Source organism: Lentzea sp. NPDC036949 (genome assembly GCF_055608075.1).
The window spans coordinates 18,620-33,671 of record NZ_JBVJRA010000026.1 but is presented as its reverse complement, the minus strand read 5'-3'; the positions used below and the strand labels follow the sequence as shown (position 1 = coordinate 33,671).

The window sequence follows — 15,052 nt, the reverse complement described above, 5'->3', positions numbered from 1 at the left end:
CCACTCGGCTGTCATCGCAGGTCACCGCCCACTTTCGCATCTCTAGTTGCTTACGACTTTATCGCTCAAACCAGTAAGGCTCGTTGTGAAGGCTATGCAACGCATGAGAGATGTGCAAAGAGTGGGGAGGGGTCCACGCCGTGAGCCACAAGCCAGATCACTCCCCCCGCGCCGACCAAGGCAGCTACACAGAACTCGCGCCCGAGTGGGCAGAGACGAGCTGGTTCCGCTTCCCGCGTGACTTCATCCGCGATCAGCGCCTGAGCTGGGAAGCTCGGGCCGTGGCCGCCTGGATGGCTAGCCACGACCCGAGCTTCCGCTTCGACGTGGCCTACGTCGTGAACGCGGGACCAGCTGGTCGGGACAAGGTCCGGCGGATCATGAACGAGCTGGAGACCGCCGGCTACCTCGTGCGCCGACGAACCCGCAACGGCGACGGCTCCTTCGGCCCCATCATCTACCGCCTGTACCCCGAGCCGCAGTCCACAATTCGCAGGTCAGACCCAGCGCCTGGAAAGCCGTCTGTGGCCAAGACGCGAAGTCGCAGGTCGGAACCAGCGCCTGATTTTCCGGCGCCGGTCCAGCCGTCGCCGGGTACTCAGGAGGGCTATAAGGAGACGGATCTTCAGGAGAAGAAGACTCCTCCTCCGCGCGAGGGCAGCAGCACGCTCGCCGACGAACTTGGCGCGTCCGAGGAGGAGATGAACCTCCTCGTGGAGAAGGTCCGCCGTGACCACCCGCACGTGAAGGTGCCGTCTGCGTGGCTGCGTCGCTGCCACGAGAACGGGGACCTGGGTGCGATGCTGGCCGAGGTCCGCGTGCCGCTCGCCGCGGTGCAGTCCTCGGTGCCAGTGCGCTGCGGGCAGTGCGACGCGAAGTACGACAGCGACCCGGTCACGGCTCGGGTGGTGTGGCTGGCTGATGGCACGTCGGTGCGGTGCCCGCGTTGCCACCCGCTGGAGCTGGCAGCGTCGTAAGTGTTCACCCAGGAACCGAAGGAGTCCGCGTGATGGTGGATGTGGAGACCTGCTTGTGACTGATGCCGTGCACGAGTGGCCGCTGGGAAAGCACCTGCGCAACGCGCGGGGCAAGGAGTCGGAGCGGTCAGTCGCCAGCCGGGTCGCGATCAGCCCAGAGGCGTACTGGCAACTGGAGAACGGCCGGCGCCGGGATGGGCGCCCGCTGAAGCGCCCCAGCCCGGAGGTCATCTCGAAGGTTGCCCGCGCGCTGGGCATCCCGGTCTCCGAAGCGCTGGGGATCGCTGGCTACAGGCCGGAGCAGTACATGCCGATGGAGCCGTTCGAGGAGGCACTGGTGCGGAAGATCCGCAGCCTCACGCCGGAGCAGCAACGTGCGATCGAGGTCCTGGTAGACGGCCTGAGGAGTTCGACCGACGAGAACAACGGATCGGACGCGTCCACTTCTGTGACCAATTCGAGTGACCCTGTGTAACACCGACCGGGGTGTGGTGCGACAGCCCGGTCATGCGTCTCGTTCCCGCCGCCATCTTGCTCGCTGCTCTGGCCACCGGCTGTGCCGGCAACACCCCGCCCGCGTCGTCACCGACTTCGGCTGCTCCGAGTCCGAGTGCCAGCCCGGCCCCGACGTCCACATCGACCGCGGCCCCGAGCCCCAGTCTGACGCCGCAGGGGTTCCTCCCGAAGAAGGTCGGCGAGCAGGGCGGCCTGAACTGCACCACGGGCATCGACTCGTGCGCGATCAGGTTCGTGGTGGACCGCATCGAGCTGAACCCGAAGTGCGGCCAGTACGGCACGCCCGCCGAGGCAGGTCGCAAGACGGTGGTGCTGTACGTGTCGATGGCCACGGGCGCGTTGAACGAGGACCAGAGCTTCTACGCCCCCATGATCTTCAACGCCTGGTCGATGAAGGGCATCAGCCCGGACGGCTTCGTGCACGACGCCAAGCCGGGCCTGTGCAAGGACCTCGACGGCGCGATCCCGAACACGATCCTGCCGAACGCGAAGTACTCGGGACACCTGGAGTTCACCGTGCCGGAGTCGGTGACCTCGGTCGCGTCAGCACCGGCGTCGCAGGGCACGAACCGCGGCTGGGTGTGGCCGATCGGCTGACGTTCTCCGGGCACGACGACAACGCCCCTCCCGCTGCTCGACCCAGCTGTTGCTGGGGAGCACGCGGGAGGGGCGTTGTCGTGCTGCAGCAAGGGTGCGCGGAATTCGACTCAGGCAGGTCTTCGTGTTTCTGGTCAGAAACAGGTCATGAGTCCTGCGGCGGTAACGCAGCGCGAGGGGTTCGGCGACAGTGCGGGTATGCGCTTCGCTGTTCCCCTCGCCGCCCTGCTGCTGCTGACCGCCGCGTGCTCGAGCGCGCCGTCCGTCCCCCCGCCGGCTGCCACGCCGCCAAGCTCACCACCGACGGCCTCGTCAGCGCCGATGAAGATCCACACGTGGGGCGAGACGGTGACCTCCAACGGCGTGCTCCTCAAGATCGACGCCCCGGTTCCCAGCACGAAGCCGGTGATCGCCGTCAACGGCAAACCGGACCCGGCACGGAAGTTCATCGTGCTCCCGATCACCGTCACCAACAACGCCTCCGGTCAGGCCACCGTTGCCGTCTGGGCCAGGATCGCCCAGCAGAAGGTCGACACCTACGAGGACGAGGGCGGGGCCAGCAAGTTCCTTCCGGGCGAGAGCGGCCAGATCCGCCGCCCACTGGAAGTCGCCTCGGATGCCACCGGAGACCTGACGCTTGAGGTGTACGCGAACATCGACCAGCAGCCCACGCAGTCGCGCATCGCGTTCAAGGGCCCGCTGCCCTGACCTGGAACGACAGAACGCCCCCGCACCCGGCCGTGTGGCCAGGGTGCGGGGGCGTTGTCCTGCCAGGCGGAAGTGCGGCAGGCGAGAGGGTCAGGCGGCGCGGCGAAGCGGACTGGCCGCGACCACCTTCGGGACGGGCGCGTCGACCTGCTGGCGGACGTAGAACGCCCCGAGCGCGGACACGACGGCGATGATGCCGGTCTCCAGGTTCACGGGCAGCGCGACACCGAGGCCGAGCACGAGCGCGAACGCGGCCTTGATGACACCGACCAGCGCGGGCAGCGCCCGCTCAGCGGAGACGAACGCGGCAGTGAGGAACCCGCCCACGGCGACGACGGCGGCGTTGGCGTAGCCGAGCACCGTCGGCTCGATCGGGAACGTGAGCAGGACGCCTAGGGCGACGGCGACGAGCATCTCGAAGAACACCGCGGGCTCGCGGCCGAAGATGGTGCGCATCGGTCAGACCTCCGATCCGGGCGAGCGCGCCGGCTGCCCCGGCAGGTTGTAGACGCGGCCGAACAGCTGCATCACCTCGCGCTCGAGGTCCTCGGCGGTCATGCCGCCGGTCGGTGCCGGGAGGTTCGCCGCGATGCTCTTGCCGAGGCGCTCGTAGTCGGTCGGCGCGCCCGCGTTCTGGCTGGCCTTGACGGCGGCGAGGAGTTCGGCCTGGCCGCTGTTGAGCTTGTCGCTCATCGCCGCGACCATCGCCTCGGTGCGCTGCGCGGACTGCATCGCCTCGTCGGCCTTCGCGTTGCTCATGATCACCCAGTCCTTGGCCGGCGCGGTGTAGCCGGTGTGGCTGGTGAGCGGGTCGTTCCATCCCATGTCGTCGTCCTCTCCGTTCATGAGCCCGAGGAAACGAGTCCACGGGAAGGTGTCGAGCGAGCCGACCTTGCCGGGGTCGGTGCGGTCGTTGGGCTGGACCTCGGTGTGGCCGATGAACCCGACCGGCTTCCACGGGCGGCCGGCGCGGTAGTTCGCGCGCTGCTCGTCGAGCTCGGCGCGGGTGGCCTTGCGGATGGGGATGTTGTTGGCGCGGGCGATCGCGCGGAGTCCGCCGTCGCCGTTCGGTCCGAGCGCGGCCATCCGCAGCGTCCGGGACACCCAGGTCTCGGACATGCTGCGCCAGTCGGTGTGCCGCTTGCTGATCTCGTGCCCGTGCGTGCAGCTGTTGTAGGAGGTGGCGTGCCAGGCGGTGTAGTTGCTGGGCAGCAGGTCAACCCAGGAGTCGGTGTCGCTGCCGGTGTGCCATGACACGTCCCGGTCGGTGGTGCCCGCGTAGCCGGCGACGTTCTCCGCGCTCAGGTCCGCGAGCGCGTCGAGGTCTTCGGCGCCGGCGGTGATGTGCACGACGATCGCGAGCAGCGGCTCGTTGCGGGACGGGTAGAAGTGGTTCCCGTAGCGGTTGGGGCGGTCGAGCAGGGTGAAGCCCATGTCTCACCTCACGCGGCAGTCAGGACCGCGTCCGCCCAGGTCTTGCCGGGCATGATGCAGTCGAGGTCGGTGGTGGCGGCCGGTGGTTTCGCGTACTGGTGCAGCACCGCGCGGCCGCCGAGGGTGTGCTGTGTCCGGCCGGCCCACTCGTCGGGCGGCAGGTTCCGGGTGGGCGTGGACCACTCGGTGGTGTGGCCGACCCAGCAGTCCACCCACGACGGCCAGTCGTTGACGCCGCCGAGCAGCGAGGTGAACCAGGAGCCGGAGGTGTAGACCCGCAACGGCACAGCGGTGAGCTCCCGCCAGGCGGCGAAGAACCCGCGGGTCCAGACCGGCCAGTCCACGCGGCTGTCGGCGATGACGTTGCCGGTGGTCTCGATGTCCACCGCGGGCCGTAGCCGGCCGGGCGACATCAGCCCGTACAGGTCCAGCAACCCCACCATCCGCCGCGCCTCGGTCGCGGGCGTCCACCTGGTGGGGTCGACACGGTGGTAGCCGCCGAGGACCCGGCCGTGCTGGGCGCCCAGCCGGACGTTGCGGTCGAGCTGGGAGTCGATGCCCCAGCCCACCGGACGCCACTCGAACAGGCGCAGCACGACGAACTCGACCGCGGCGCTCTCCCCGGCCCAGTCGTGCGGGCCCTGCCAGCTGGAGATGTCCCGGCCCTTCACCACATCCAGCGCTGCCACGGCGACCTCCTTGAGCTAGTGGGTGTTGTCCTGGCTCTGGGAGTGCTTGGACTGCGGCGGCTCCGACGGCAGCGGGTCCAGCTCGATGCCAGCCTCGGCTGCCTTGCGGATCTGCTTGACCGCCCAGGTCCACAGCACGGCGAGGTCGCGGCGCAGGGCGATGATGTCGGCCTGCTGGTCGTCGATGTAGACCCGCTGGTGTTCGTGTGCGGACAGACGGCCCTTGCGGCGGTCGTTGAAGATCGCGCCGGCCGCGGTGAGCGCGGACACGGCGGGTACCGCGATCGCGGCGATTTCCAGTGGCGTCATCGCTCACCCGCCTTGCGAGCTCTGCGGACGTCCCGCCACGGGCGGCCGATGCGCTGCCACCACGACCACACTGCGGCGATCGAGAACGCGAACAGGAACAGTGCGAACGCGGTCGCCCGGCCACCTGAAGTCGACACACCCATGATCCCGAAGCACGTCCACAACCCAGCCAAACCGAGGTGCCCGTGGGCTTCGAGCCGGTCCTGCCGACGGGCGATGGCGACCAGGACGATGGCACCGAAGACGGCGAGTAGCACCAGGAACGCGAACGCGATCGGGAACGGGAACTCCTTGAGCGACGGTGACCCCAGCCGGCCGTAGAACGGCAGCGCGATCGCGCTGTAGGCGACACACGCGAAGATGATCAGGATCTTGTAGGCGTCGCGGTGCGCCTCATGCTTCTCGTACAGCTCACCGTCGATGATCACGTTTGCTGGACCCCCGCGCTGAATGCGGCCACCAGGTGATGACCGATGAACTAGCTCTGGCTGGGCGGTGCGCCGGCCAGGGCGTTGAACATCGAGTTCACGGTGAACTCGATGTCGCTGTCCGGGGAGTCGAAGTTCACCGCGGCGTTCGTGGCCACGGCCCACGCGTACCGCTCCGCCCAGGACTGCTGGTCCTGCAGCACGTTCGCCGAATGCGCCCTGCGCAACCTGCTGGTGTCCGAGGCGTCTCCCGCCTCCGCGCCCACCGCGACCGCGGTTTTCACCATCGCGACCCGCACTCGGTCCCGGAAACCGGGGTGCTGTGCCAGGTACGCCTGGTCAGCGAACGTCATCAGTCCTCCTCGTCACGGTGCCGGGCGGCCGAGCACGATGTACGGTTCAGGGCCCTGCACGATCACCACGTGGCCGTTGACCGGGGTGTAGCTCTCCAGACGGGGCAGCAGCAGCAGCGAGCCCTGCACCCGCACGAACACCTTGTTGCCGGACGTGCCTTCGACCGTGCCGACCCGGCGCAGCGATGCCACCAGCCGCATGAACCGGTCGTTGAGCGCGTCTTCGGGGCGACCCATGCGCCACCTCCTACGACTCGGCGGGCAGGTCCAGTGACCGGGTCTCCAAGGGCTGCGCCTCGGTCGGCGACAGCGGCACCGCCACCCGGTCGAGGATGTGCAGCTGCGTGGAGCCGTCGACTCGATCCCGCAGCAGGACCACGTCCCCGGCTTCCAGCGCGGGGTTCACCAGCGTGGTGAGGGTGATCTGCGCGTTCGCGCCCTTCACCCGCGCCAGCAGCGCGGTCGCTGCCGCCGTGCACTGCGGCACGGTCGTGAGCTGCGACGACGTGTAGAAACGCGGCCGGCGACCGAACGGGCCCAGGTAGTAGGTCGGGCTGGCCGGGTCGGTGTCCCACACGGTCGCGCTCACCGGTGCTGTGCCGTCGGTGCGCTGGCCGGAGGCCACCACGCCGTTGTAGAACCCGGACCGGACCAGCTTGTCGCCGCGAGTCAGCAGAGTTCCGGCGTCACCGCTGGACACCACCCACGCCACCGTGTCCGACAACGTCGGCTGTGACCGGATCACCCCGGCCCCGACCGGGTCGAAGAACACCTCGGCGGCGATGGAGTCCGCGAGCCGCTCGACACCGTCAGCCCATCGTTCGCGTTCGATGTCCATCACCGGTGCCACCTGGCTGCTACCGGTCCGGTCGACCACGGCCACAGAGGTGCCCAGGGTTTCCTGGACCAGCCGCCGGATCTCCGTGGTCACCAGCGCTCCGGTGACCGTCTGCGTCGGCGCCAGGAAACGGTCCTCAGCCACCCGCACCGACCGGTCCACCAGCGCCAGCGTCATCGTCGCGTCGGTGTTCACCGGCAGTTGCCGTGTCGCTTCGGTCAGCAGCCCGCGGATCAACGGCACCCACTCCACACCGCCGCCGGGCAGCACGATGCCGTACTCCACCTGGACCTCGGTGCCGTACGGGCCCAGCACCGCCCGCGGGTCACGCGGCCACTGCGACAGATCCGTTGTCAGTGAGGCTGTGCGCCGCACCTGCGACTTCGCGTCGGACACGACGCTGCCGCCACCGACCGGGATCTCCACCGTGCCGTACGGGCCGTACGCGGTCGCCCGCACACGCATGGTGTACGACTGCACGATCGCGAGCTGCGCCGGTGTGGACAGCGGCCACATCACGCCACCAGCGCCGGATCAGGTGCTTCGACTTCGACGAACGACGCGGTCAGCAGGACCGCGTCCTGCCAGGCCTTGCGACCCTCGGGGTCTTCGTCGAGGTCTCCCAGCGACACCCACATGCCTTCGCGGGTGTAGCCGTAATCGGGCGGGGTGCGCAGCAGCACCGGTGAGGCGTCGTCGAACAGGGTCAGCAGCGCGTCCCGTTCGGCGTAGGAAATCGCGTTGAACGCCAGCGTGCCGGCGGGGGCGTCGCGTTGCGCGGCGGACACGGTCACCGCGTACCGGCGTCCGATCGGCCGGAACACGCCCTGCTGGATGCGGCGGCTCAACACCGGCTTCGCCCGCAGGTCCACCATCATCGGCGTGGCGCTCCACCCCGGATGCGTCAGCCACGTCCGGCCCTGCGATTCGAGCACTGCGGTGGGAGCGCTGACGCTGCCACCGTTGGCCAGGCCGGGGTTGTACACCTGGTAGATGACGTCGGCGTCCAGCGGGCATTCGCCGTCGGTCACGACCTGCACGGGGGCGAGCAGCGACGCTGACAGGTGTGTGGTCCCCGACCAGGCACCGCCCAGGGTGGCGCCGTCGAAGTAGGAGCCGTCGGTGATCGCGGTCTCGGCGGAGATCCGGTCGAGGTCCAGCTGTCCGCCGGCGGGCATCCCCGTCGCGGTGACCTTCAGGCTGCCGACCTGCGCCGCGGTCACCGGCGGGGACAGCACGACGGTGTGGCGGGTGTACTGGTTCACCGAGGCGGACACCTGGCTGGCGGTCAACGCGACCGAGGTCGCGGTCAGCGGAGTGCCGGACGAAGTGTTCCAGCCCAGGCTGATCGTCACCCCGCTGGCCAGGACCGACAGCCGCAGGTCCAGACCGACGGTCACCTGCCCCACGGTCAGCGCGTGCGGCACGGTCACCTCGTTGGTTCCGGCACCGGCGACCGTGGCGCGCAACGCGAACACCCCGGCGGACGGGTCATCGGCACGGGCGATCTGCGTCAGCGTCGGTGTCCCGCTGCCGGGCACGTACCCGTTCAAGCCGGCTTCGAGGCTGGGGTTGGTGGCTCGGTTGCGGCGGGTCGCGCTGGCCACGTTGAGCGGGTAGCCGCCTCGCACCGGCGTGCGTGTGCCGTCGGCGGTGATCCGGATCAGCTGGAGTTGCGGTGCGTCGGGCCACCACGCCCACACGCGCATCACCCCGGCGTCGTGGTCGGGGGCCACGGAGATCCCGCCGCCGGGGAACGCCACCAGCGGCATCGCCCCGGCCCACGAGCGCAGCGCCCACGGTCCTGCGCCTTGCTGGGCGCGGTAGGTGAAGTTGGTGCTGGCGTCGGGGATCGGCGGAGGCAGCGGCACGCTCGATGCCGGTGCGGGGATCTCGCTGGCCGCCCATGGGGCTGCCGCGTACGGGGACCTGGCCCAACCCATGCCGACCCCCTAGTAGCCGAAGGCGACGTACCAGAGGCTCACCGACAGGCCGGACGGTGCGGCCGCACCGGTCGTGGCCGAGATGGCTTGGAACGTCACGGTGCTCGCGGTCATCGCGGCCGGGTAGACGATGGCCTGCCCCGAGTTGCCCACCGCGCTCACGGAGGCGTTGGGGAACGGGGCCTTGTAGGTGGCGGTGACCTGGCCTGCGCCGTCGGTGGTGAGCGTGTGGTGGTCGCTGCGGGCCAGCATGACCGCCCCGGCGGGGATCGCACCGCCCGCGAACGTGCGCCCGAAGTCGGACGGTGCGGCGACACCGACGTCGGCCTGCCAGCCCTGTGTGAGGGTCCGCTGCACCACCAGCCCGGCCTCGTCGGTCAGGATCGCGCGTTGCCCGCCGTGTGCGTCTGCTGGCAGGGCAGCGCGGGTGCTGACGATCAGGCCGTCGCGTTGCGTCGGCGCGCACAGCATCGGCGTGGTGGCCGCCCAACCGCGCGCCGTGGTGCCCTCCTTGGCGCGCTGCACCGTCACCGACGTGCTCGCGGCGGTGTGTCCCACCACCCACACGATCTCGTCCACATCGGCTGCCGGATCGTGCAACGTCAACGGAAGCACGTAGTCCGTTGTGTACAGACTGCCGGGCAGCGAGGCGAACTTCGCGGACACCAGCGTCGTGTCCGAGATGGCCGCAGCCGACGAGAGCGACCCGAAGAAGTAGTCGCGAGGGGCCCGAATTGAGGGCATGGGCTAACCCCTTCTTCCGTATTCGAGGGCTGAGCCCAAGGCGTCGTGAGCGGCTTCGATGCGGCCGTCGACGAAGTGCATGAGGCCGTCGTCGCGCACTTCGACGACAGCGCCGACGAGGGACAGCCCGGCCAAGGAGCCGGCGCGCTGGATGCCCTTGAACTGGGCGTCGGTGAAGACCGGCTCGGGCTTGCCGGTGCCGTTGTAGACCGTCGTGTAGCCGGGTGGCAGGTAGCCGCCTTCGTCGTAGCCCATCGGCGGGGCGGAAGCGTTGGCCTGCTGGACGTTGAAGATCGACCCGTACCGGGCGCGGATGTAGTTGATGCCCGCGACGATGTTCGCGATCGGGTCGAGGATGTTGTCGGGCAGCCGCGGGTCCCGGTAGGCGCGGAACGTGGGCGGGATCGTCTGCATGAGGCCCTGCGAGGGGATGCCGCGCTGGGCGTTGATGTCCCAGTCGTTGCGGGCGGCCGGGTTGCCGCCGGACTCGCGCATGATCAGCGTGACGAGGCCGGGGAACCAGGAGGCATCCACACCTGCGAACGCCATCGCGGCCCGCACCCACGCGTTGAGCTGCTCACTGGACGCGGGTACGCCTGCTGCCCCGCCGCCACCTGAGGTGAACGGATTGAGCTGGCTGGTCAAGTAGTCGACTGCCTCGCTGATGAGCTTGGACGGCAGCGTGGCCGCCATGTCGATCCACGGCGTCTCTGGGAAGCCGATGCGCGCCTTGATCCAGCCGATGGGATCTCGGAACAACGCCGCGACATCTTCACCGAGGCCACCGACGAATCCGAGCACCGTGTCGACCAGGCCGCCGCCAGCGAAGCGGGACATGCCGCCGTCGTTAAAGCCAGCAAGGGTGGCAGGCCGGCCACCTGAGGCAGCGGCGTTCGCTGCGAGGATGTTCGCAGGCCCGAGCGCCCGCACCAGCTCGGGAACGAGCACAGCCTCACCGGGCGACAGCAATGCCGGGATCATGTCCACACCCGGCGCATAGCCGCCGAGGACGCCGCCGCCTGCGAACGCGATTCGTTCCGCCTTTGGCAGCGGATCGACGTTGGGAAGCAACTCGGCGAGGTTGTCCCACACGCGCTTGATGCCTTGGTTGTAGACCTGCTCGATGACGAAGTTGATCGGGACTGCTGCTGCCTTCTTCAGCTCGTCCCAGACGAGACCGATGTAGTCGACGGCCGTCTCGAAGGCGTCCGCCAGCTGGTCCAGGCCGGCCTTCATGGTGTCGAACGTCGGCCTGAGTACGTCCTCCCACGCCCATGTGACGACGGCGCCGATGCCTTCGAACACGGGAACGGCGACGTTGCGCCACAACCAGGTCAGCACGTCGGCGAAGCCTTGGATGGTGGGCAGCACCACGTCTCGCAGCAGCGGCACGATGATGCCCATGAACAGGTCGTCGAAGGTGCGGGCGAAGATGTCGGCCATCGTCACCACGGACGGCGAGAGCGCTTCGATCACCGGCAGCAGGCCGTCAGCCAGCTTGGTCACGACCGGCACCAACTCCGGCATGATCTCGGCGAACGCCCTCGCCATGGCCGTGATCACGGGCGCGAGCACGGGCAGCAGATCGAGCAGCGTCGGCAGCAGCGACTCAGCGAGCCGCAGCAGCGACGGGATCAGCGGCACGACCGCGTCGAGCACTTCCAGCCACGCGGTGGTCAGGTCGGGCAGGATCGGCAGCAGCGCCTCGACGGCGCCGATCACGGCCTTGCCGACGACGAGGGCGATGTCGTCGAGGTAGGGCAGCACGGTCTCCAGCGCCCGGCCCAGTGCGCCGACGAGCACCGCGGCGACCTGACCCAGCACGGGCGCGAGGTCGGCGATGACCGGGGCGAGCGCCTTGACCGCGTCGAGCAGTGCTGATCCGACCAGGGCGATGAGGTCGGTCAGCGGGGGTGCCAGCTCGGTGACGATCGGGACGAGCGCGATCAACGCCTCGGCGAGGACCTGACCCAACTGGTCGGCGAGCTCACCGACCGGTGCCGCCAGCGCGACCAGTGCCTGCCCGAGCGGTTCAAGCGCCGGCAGCAGTGCCTGCAACCCGGTTAGCAGGCCCTGCGTCAGCACGCGGGCGACCTCGCCCAGCGACGGCGCGAGGATGCTGATCCCCTCGGCGAGCGTGCCGATGACGTCGAGCGCGATCGGGGCGACCGGCAGGATCGCTTTGGTCAGGTCCCCGAACAGCCTGGCGACTTGCCCGAGGGTCTGCCCGAAGTCCTGCATGAGCGGGCCCGCGGTGTCGCCGAGCATCGTGAAGAACTCGACCCAGTACGGGGACGCCAGGGCTTCGAGGGCCTGCTGAGCAAGCCCGCCCAGCGCGCCGGCGAGCTGGCCGACGACCTTCTCGATCACCGGCATCACCGGCACGAGCGCCTGCAGCCCGGCCTGCAGCGGCCGCAGGAACCCGTCCGCCGCCGCGGTCTTCAACCCGTCGAACAGGGGCCGCAGGCTGAACAGGAACTGCGTGAACTCGGCCTGGACCGGGGACAGCTCGGCGAACGCGTCCCGGACCTTCCGCGCGCTGGCCGAACCGACGTCGGCGGTGCCTGCCAGGGCCTGCTGCAACGCGGACTGGGCCTGCTCGATGCTGTACGCGGCCTGCCGCTGCTGGGCTGCCTGCTCACGCACCGCGTCGGCGAGGCCCTGCTGGGCGGAAGCGACGCGTTCGGTGGCGTTCTGCACCTGGTCCTGCGCGCGCACGACCTGCTCGGAGCCCTCGACACCGGCGGCGTCTGCGGCGGCCTTGTCCGTGGCCAGTCGCCGGTTGTCCACGCGGAGGCGTTCCAGCTGGTTCGCGGCCCGCTGGTAGGCGATCAGCGCCTCTTCCTGCTGACGCGCTGACGAGCTCGGGTCGGACCGCACCGCCGCGAGGGCCTGTTCGGCGTCGGCGAGATCGAGCACGGCCTGCCGCTGTGCCAGCGCCCCGTCCTCCACCCGGAACGCCAGGTCCTCCAGCGCCCGCTGGGCTTCGCGGCGGGCGTCGTTGAGGGCCTGCTGGGCGCGCAGCGCGTCCCGCTGGGCGCGCACCAGCGACGTCTCGGCCTGGGCGACCCGCTGCTCGGCGCGGATCTGCGCGTCCGCGGCCTGCGCACGCGTGTTGGCCAGCGACCGGGTAGCCGACGCCACCGCAGCCGCGGCGGACGCCTGCTGCTTCGCCGAGGCCACCGCATCGTCACCGGCGGCCTTCTCGGCGTCCCCGAGGGCGCTGTACGCGCCGCCGACACCGTTGAGCGCAAGGGCGGCGACACCGAGCGCACCGATGCCTACGACGGCCGCACCGCCGAGGCCAGCCAGTGCGGCACCGACACCAGTGATCACCGGGACGAGCGCACCGAGCCTCATGCCAGCGGAGAACACGCCGTTGAGGCCGCTGATCGCGCCGTTGGCATCGGCGTTGACGTTGACCTGGGCGGTTTGACCGTCCAGCCTCGCGACTTCCGAGGAGACCGCTCGCAGCTCCGACGAAGCCGCCACCGTGTTGGCGTCTACTCGCACATCGGCGGACTGACCGGCCAGACGCCGCAGGTCAGCCTCAACTGCCTTCAGCGGAGCCCAGTCCACGTCGAGGTCGACCGGCACGACGAGCTTGGCGTTGAACGCCGCCAGCTCGGACTTCACCGCCTTCTGGAAACCACGCAACGACGGGACGATCGGGACGAACGCGGTGCCAGCCTGATAGCGGCCAGGAAAGGTCACGGGAGGTCACCTCCCGGGCAGCACCTGGTTCACGATGAAGTCATACTTGCGCTGGTCATCACGCCGCTCGGCACGCTGGAGCGCCGCGACAGGACGCGGGAGCGGCTGGGGTTGCTGAGGCTGCGGCTTGATGCCGGGCGTGGTCGCCTTGATCGTGTACCGGGTGAGCGCGCCCTCTTCACGGATGGCGGCGATCAGCTCGTCGTGCGGGCCCCACGACTCCAGTCGCGGCGGGCCGGCCGGTGCCTTCTGCCGCAGCAGCATCTCGGCGAGCTCATCGTCCTCGGCGCGAGCGACCCAGTACCGGGAGTACTTCGGCAGGTGCTTCACCAGCCGCAGCAGCTGCGACCACGGGCGTTGGGCGCGGAACCAGTCCAGCAGGTCTAGGCCCAGTTCGTCGAACAGGTCGTACTCGATGGCCTCGCCGTAGCGATCGATCAGCTCGACGAGGCCCCGGTACCCCCCACCGGTGCCGCGCTCGGGTCGACCGCGAAGTGCCGGGCCATGTCGTGTGACAGGCGGCGCAGCACCAGCGGTGGTTTCTCCCCGATCAGTTCCATCACCCGCTTGTACTGGTCACCGCACAGCAGCATCAGCCGCTCCCGCGCGGTGTCAGCCTCCTCCAACGCCAGCACCGTATTCCCGGACGGCGCGGGGATCTCAAGGGTCTCCTCGTCGCTCACCTGCAACCGGAACGGCTCCACCTGCGCGTCGGCCAAGTACTCGTCGTAGCGGTAGGTCTTCACGTGCTGCTCCTAGGTGGTTTCTGGGTGGTGGGTGGTGCTGGGCCGCTACTTCTTCGCGGCGGCCTTGTCGTCGGCGCCGGACGCTTCGGCGGTGCGTGCGGCGACCGCTTCCGGTGAGTTCTTCTTCGGCTGCGCGGGCTTGTAGCCCTGGCCGTAGACGAGGTTGTTGAACTCGGTTGCCGTGGTCGCGGTGTGCTTCGCACCGTTCGGGGCGGCGAGCTCGACCGGGGCGAACTCGGGGCTGCTGGTGGCCATGACGGTCTCCGTTCCGGGTGGTCACGTCAGGTGCGGGGCGTGCCGGCGACCACCCAGGCGCGCCGGCACGCCCCGCGGCTCACGAGGTCGGGAAGCCCATCTCGTCGAGCAGGGCCTTCCAGCCCGGCCCGCCGAAGTAGTGGCGGATCGAGTAGCCCGCCGTGGTGTCCGGGGTGGCGGTGAGGGTCATCTGGTAGGCGATCTCGGCGCCGTCGGACCACACCTGCTCACCGCGGTTGGACACCATGGCCCGCGGCATCGACCGGGCGATGAAGATGGCGTCGGTGCCGTCGCCGTCCACGCCGATCGCGAGCGCTCGGTAGTACCGGGTCGCCGGGCGCAGCGGCTGAGCGAACTGCACCTCACCGGTGGTCGCGTCCGGGGTGACCGCCGACAGGTCGACGTTGTTGTACAGCTCCAACGTCTGGAGCTTGGTCTCCTGCGCGGTGAACGCGAGGCCGCTGACGTCGGAGACGATGTCGCGGCGGGTGGGGTCCGCGAAGCCCCAGGACGTCGTCTCGTTGGTCTCGATGTCCCTGCTCCAGGACAGCGAGTTCTCCTTCGAGATCAGGCCGACGTCCCCGTAGCCCGCAGGCAGCGTGTTGAGCGCGGACGAGGCGCCGGTGGTGAGCGACGTCGGCAGGGTGGAGCTCATCGGCGCCAGGAACAGGGCGCCCGCGAGGGCCTTGCGGATCAGCGCGGTCTGCGCCTCGCGGAGCGCGTCGAACGTGGTCGCGGTCATCAGGAACCTCCGTGTCGAGGCGTGCGGAAGCAGGCCCCGACGGGCCCACAGGAACAGGT

At 69.6% G+C, this 15,052-nt stretch carries 19 protein-coding genes; 4 read left to right on the top strand and 15 right to left on the bottom strand.

The genetic code is table 11. The annotated features are described in order from the left end of the window. Positions 1-140: 140 nt before the first annotated feature. From ACZ7CD_RS38505 to ACZ7CD_RS38490, 4 genes are all read left to right on the top strand, one after another. A complete protein-coding gene (locus tag ACZ7CD_RS38505; RefSeq protein ID WP_470380854.1) occupies positions 141-977 on the top strand; it encodes a hypothetical protein in 837 nt (278 codons plus the stop codon). Between the two features lie 67 nt (positions 978-1,044). Further along, a complete protein-coding gene (locus ACZ7CD_RS38500; protein ID WP_470380853.1) occupies positions 1,045-1,452 on the top strand; it encodes a helix-turn-helix domain-containing protein in 408 nt (135 codons plus the stop codon). A gap of 32 nt (positions 1,453-1,484) precedes the next feature. Further along, positions 1,485-2,090: a hypothetical protein gene (locus ACZ7CD_RS38495; protein ID WP_470380852.1), complete on the top strand. Its 606-nt coding sequence runs from the start codon at positions 1,485-1,487 to the stop codon at positions 2,088-2,090. A 147-nt stretch (positions 2,091-2,237) separates the two neighbouring features. Continuing rightward, entirely contained in the window at positions 2,238-2,798 is a 561-nt protein-coding gene (locus tag ACZ7CD_RS38490; RefSeq protein WP_470380851.1) for a hypothetical protein, read from the top strand. 90 nt (positions 2,799-2,888) lie between these two features. Here the strand turns inward: ACZ7CD_RS38490 and ACZ7CD_RS38485 are convergent, their stop codons facing one another. The 15 genes from ACZ7CD_RS38485 to ACZ7CD_RS38415 form a co-directional block, all read right to left on the bottom strand. Continuing rightward, positions 2,889-3,254 (bottom strand): hypothetical protein, encoded by a 366-nt coding sequence (locus tag ACZ7CD_RS38485; RefSeq protein WP_470380850.1) that lies wholly within the window; start codon positions 3,252-3,254, stop codon positions 2,889-2,891. Between the two features lie 3 nt (positions 3,255-3,257). Then, positions 3,258-4,232 carry an N-acetylmuramoyl-L-alanine amidase gene (locus tag ACZ7CD_RS38480; RefSeq protein WP_470380849.1) on the bottom strand — a complete coding sequence of 325 codons (975 nt, stop codon included), beginning with the start codon at positions 4,230-4,232 and terminating at the stop codon, positions 3,258-3,260. Between the two features lie 8 nt (positions 4,233-4,240). Then, positions 4,241-4,921, bottom strand: a complete 681-nt coding sequence (locus ACZ7CD_RS38475) for a GH25 family lysozyme (protein WP_470380848.1) — start codon at positions 4,919-4,921, stop codon at positions 4,241-4,243. Positions 4,922-4,936: 15 nt separating this feature from the next. After that, complete coding sequence (locus ACZ7CD_RS38470) at positions 4,937-5,230, bottom strand: hypothetical protein (protein ID WP_470380847.1); 294 nt, start codon at positions 5,228-5,230, stop codon at positions 4,937-4,939. Then, positions 5,227-5,658, bottom strand: coding sequence for a hypothetical protein (locus ACZ7CD_RS38465; RefSeq protein WP_470380846.1), 432 nt, complete (start codon positions 5,656-5,658; stop codon positions 5,227-5,229). The genes ACZ7CD_RS38470 and ACZ7CD_RS38465 overlap by 4 nt, the downstream gene beginning before the upstream one ends. Positions 5,659-5,708: 50 nt before the next feature. Next, positions 5,709-6,011 (bottom strand): hypothetical protein, encoded by a 303-nt coding sequence (locus ACZ7CD_RS38460; RefSeq protein ID WP_470380845.1) that lies wholly within the window; start codon positions 6,009-6,011, stop codon positions 5,709-5,711. 12 nt (positions 6,012-6,023) lie between these two features. Continuing rightward, on the bottom strand, positions 6,024-6,248 hold the full coding sequence (locus ACZ7CD_RS38455) for a hypothetical protein (protein ID WP_470380844.1): 225 nt from the start codon (positions 6,246-6,248) through the stop codon (positions 6,024-6,026). Between the two features lie 10 nt (positions 6,249-6,258). Further along, entirely contained in the window at positions 6,259-7,365 is a 1,107-nt protein-coding gene (locus ACZ7CD_RS38450) for a DUF5047 domain-containing protein (protein WP_470380843.1), read from the bottom strand. After that, positions 7,365-8,792 (bottom strand): hypothetical protein, encoded by a 1,428-nt coding sequence (locus ACZ7CD_RS38445; protein ID WP_470380842.1) that lies wholly within the window; start codon positions 8,790-8,792, stop codon positions 7,365-7,367. The genes ACZ7CD_RS38450 and ACZ7CD_RS38445 overlap by 1 nt, the downstream gene beginning before the upstream one ends. Before the next feature lie 9 nt (positions 8,793-8,801). After that, positions 8,802-9,536: a hypothetical protein gene (locus tag ACZ7CD_RS38440; protein ID WP_470380841.1), complete on the bottom strand. Its 735-nt coding sequence runs from the start codon at positions 9,534-9,536 to the stop codon at positions 8,802-8,804. 3 nt (positions 9,537-9,539) lie between these two features. Continuing rightward, a complete protein-coding gene (locus ACZ7CD_RS38435) occupies positions 9,540-13,250 on the bottom strand; it encodes a transglycosylase SLT domain-containing protein (protein ID WP_470380840.1) in 3,711 nt (1,236 codons plus the stop codon). Between the two features lie 6 nt (positions 13,251-13,256). Continuing rightward, a complete protein-coding gene (locus tag ACZ7CD_RS38430) occupies positions 13,257-13,580 on the bottom strand; it encodes a hypothetical protein (protein ID WP_470380839.1) in 324 nt (107 codons plus the stop codon). A 107-nt stretch (positions 13,581-13,687) separates the two neighbouring features. Then, a complete protein-coding gene (locus ACZ7CD_RS38425) occupies positions 13,688-13,996 on the bottom strand; it encodes a hypothetical protein (protein ID WP_470380838.1) in 309 nt (102 codons plus the stop codon). A gap of 45 nt (positions 13,997-14,041) precedes the next feature. After that, complete coding sequence (locus ACZ7CD_RS38420) at positions 14,042-14,251, bottom strand: hypothetical protein (protein ID WP_470380837.1); 210 nt, start codon at positions 14,249-14,251, stop codon at positions 14,042-14,044. A 79-nt stretch (positions 14,252-14,330) separates the two neighbouring features. Further along, a complete protein-coding gene (locus ACZ7CD_RS38415; protein WP_470380836.1) occupies positions 14,331-14,993 on the bottom strand; it encodes a phage tail tube protein in 663 nt (220 codons plus the stop codon). Positions 14,994-15,052: the final 59 nt, after the last annotated feature.

Excerpts from the sequence above, each read along its gene's own strand:
- ACZ7CD_RS38495 (WP_470380852.1), top strand. The coding sequence starts at position 1,485 with ATGCGTCTCGTTCCCGCCGCCATCTTGCTCGCTGCTCTGGCCACCGGC.
- ACZ7CD_RS38490 (WP_470380851.1), top strand. The coding sequence starts at position 2,238 with ATGAGTCCTGCGGCGGTAACGCAGCGCGAGGGGTTCGGCGACAGTGCG.
- ACZ7CD_RS38485 (WP_470380850.1), bottom strand. The coding sequence starts at position 3,254 with ATGCGCACCATCTTCGGCCGCGAGCCCGCGGTGTTCTTCGAGATGCTC.
- ACZ7CD_RS38480 (WP_470380849.1), bottom strand. The coding sequence starts at position 4,232 with ATGGGCTTCACCCTGCTCGACCGCCCCAACCGCTACGGGAACCACTTC.
- ACZ7CD_RS38470 (WP_470380847.1), bottom strand. The coding sequence starts at position 5,230 with ATGACGCCACTGGAAATCGCCGCGATCGCGGTACCCGCCGTGTCCGCG.
- ACZ7CD_RS38460 (WP_470380845.1), bottom strand. The coding sequence starts at position 6,011 with ATGACGTTCGCTGACCAGGCGTACCTGGCACAGCACCCCGGTTTCCGG.
- ACZ7CD_RS38455 (WP_470380844.1), bottom strand. The coding sequence starts at position 6,248 with ATGGGTCGCCCCGAAGACGCGCTCAACGACCGGTTCATGCGGCTGGTG.
- ACZ7CD_RS38450 (WP_470380843.1), bottom strand. The coding sequence starts at position 7,365 with ATGTGGCCGCTGTCCACACCGGCGCAGCTCGCGATCGTGCAGTCGTAC.
- ACZ7CD_RS38445 (WP_470380842.1), bottom strand. The coding sequence starts at position 8,792 with ATGGGTTGGGCCAGGTCCCCGTACGCGGCAGCCCCATGGGCGGCCAGC.
- ACZ7CD_RS38440 (WP_470380841.1), bottom strand. The coding sequence starts at position 9,536 with ATGCCCTCAATTCGGGCCCCTCGCGACTACTTCTTCGGGTCGCTCTCG.
- ACZ7CD_RS38420 (WP_470380837.1), bottom strand. The coding sequence starts at position 14,251 with ATGGCCACCAGCAGCCCCGAGTTCGCCCCGGTCGAGCTCGCCGCCCCG.
- ACZ7CD_RS38415 (WP_470380836.1), bottom strand. The coding sequence starts at position 14,993 with ATGACCGCGACCACGTTCGACGCGCTCCGCGAGGCGCAGACCGCGCTG.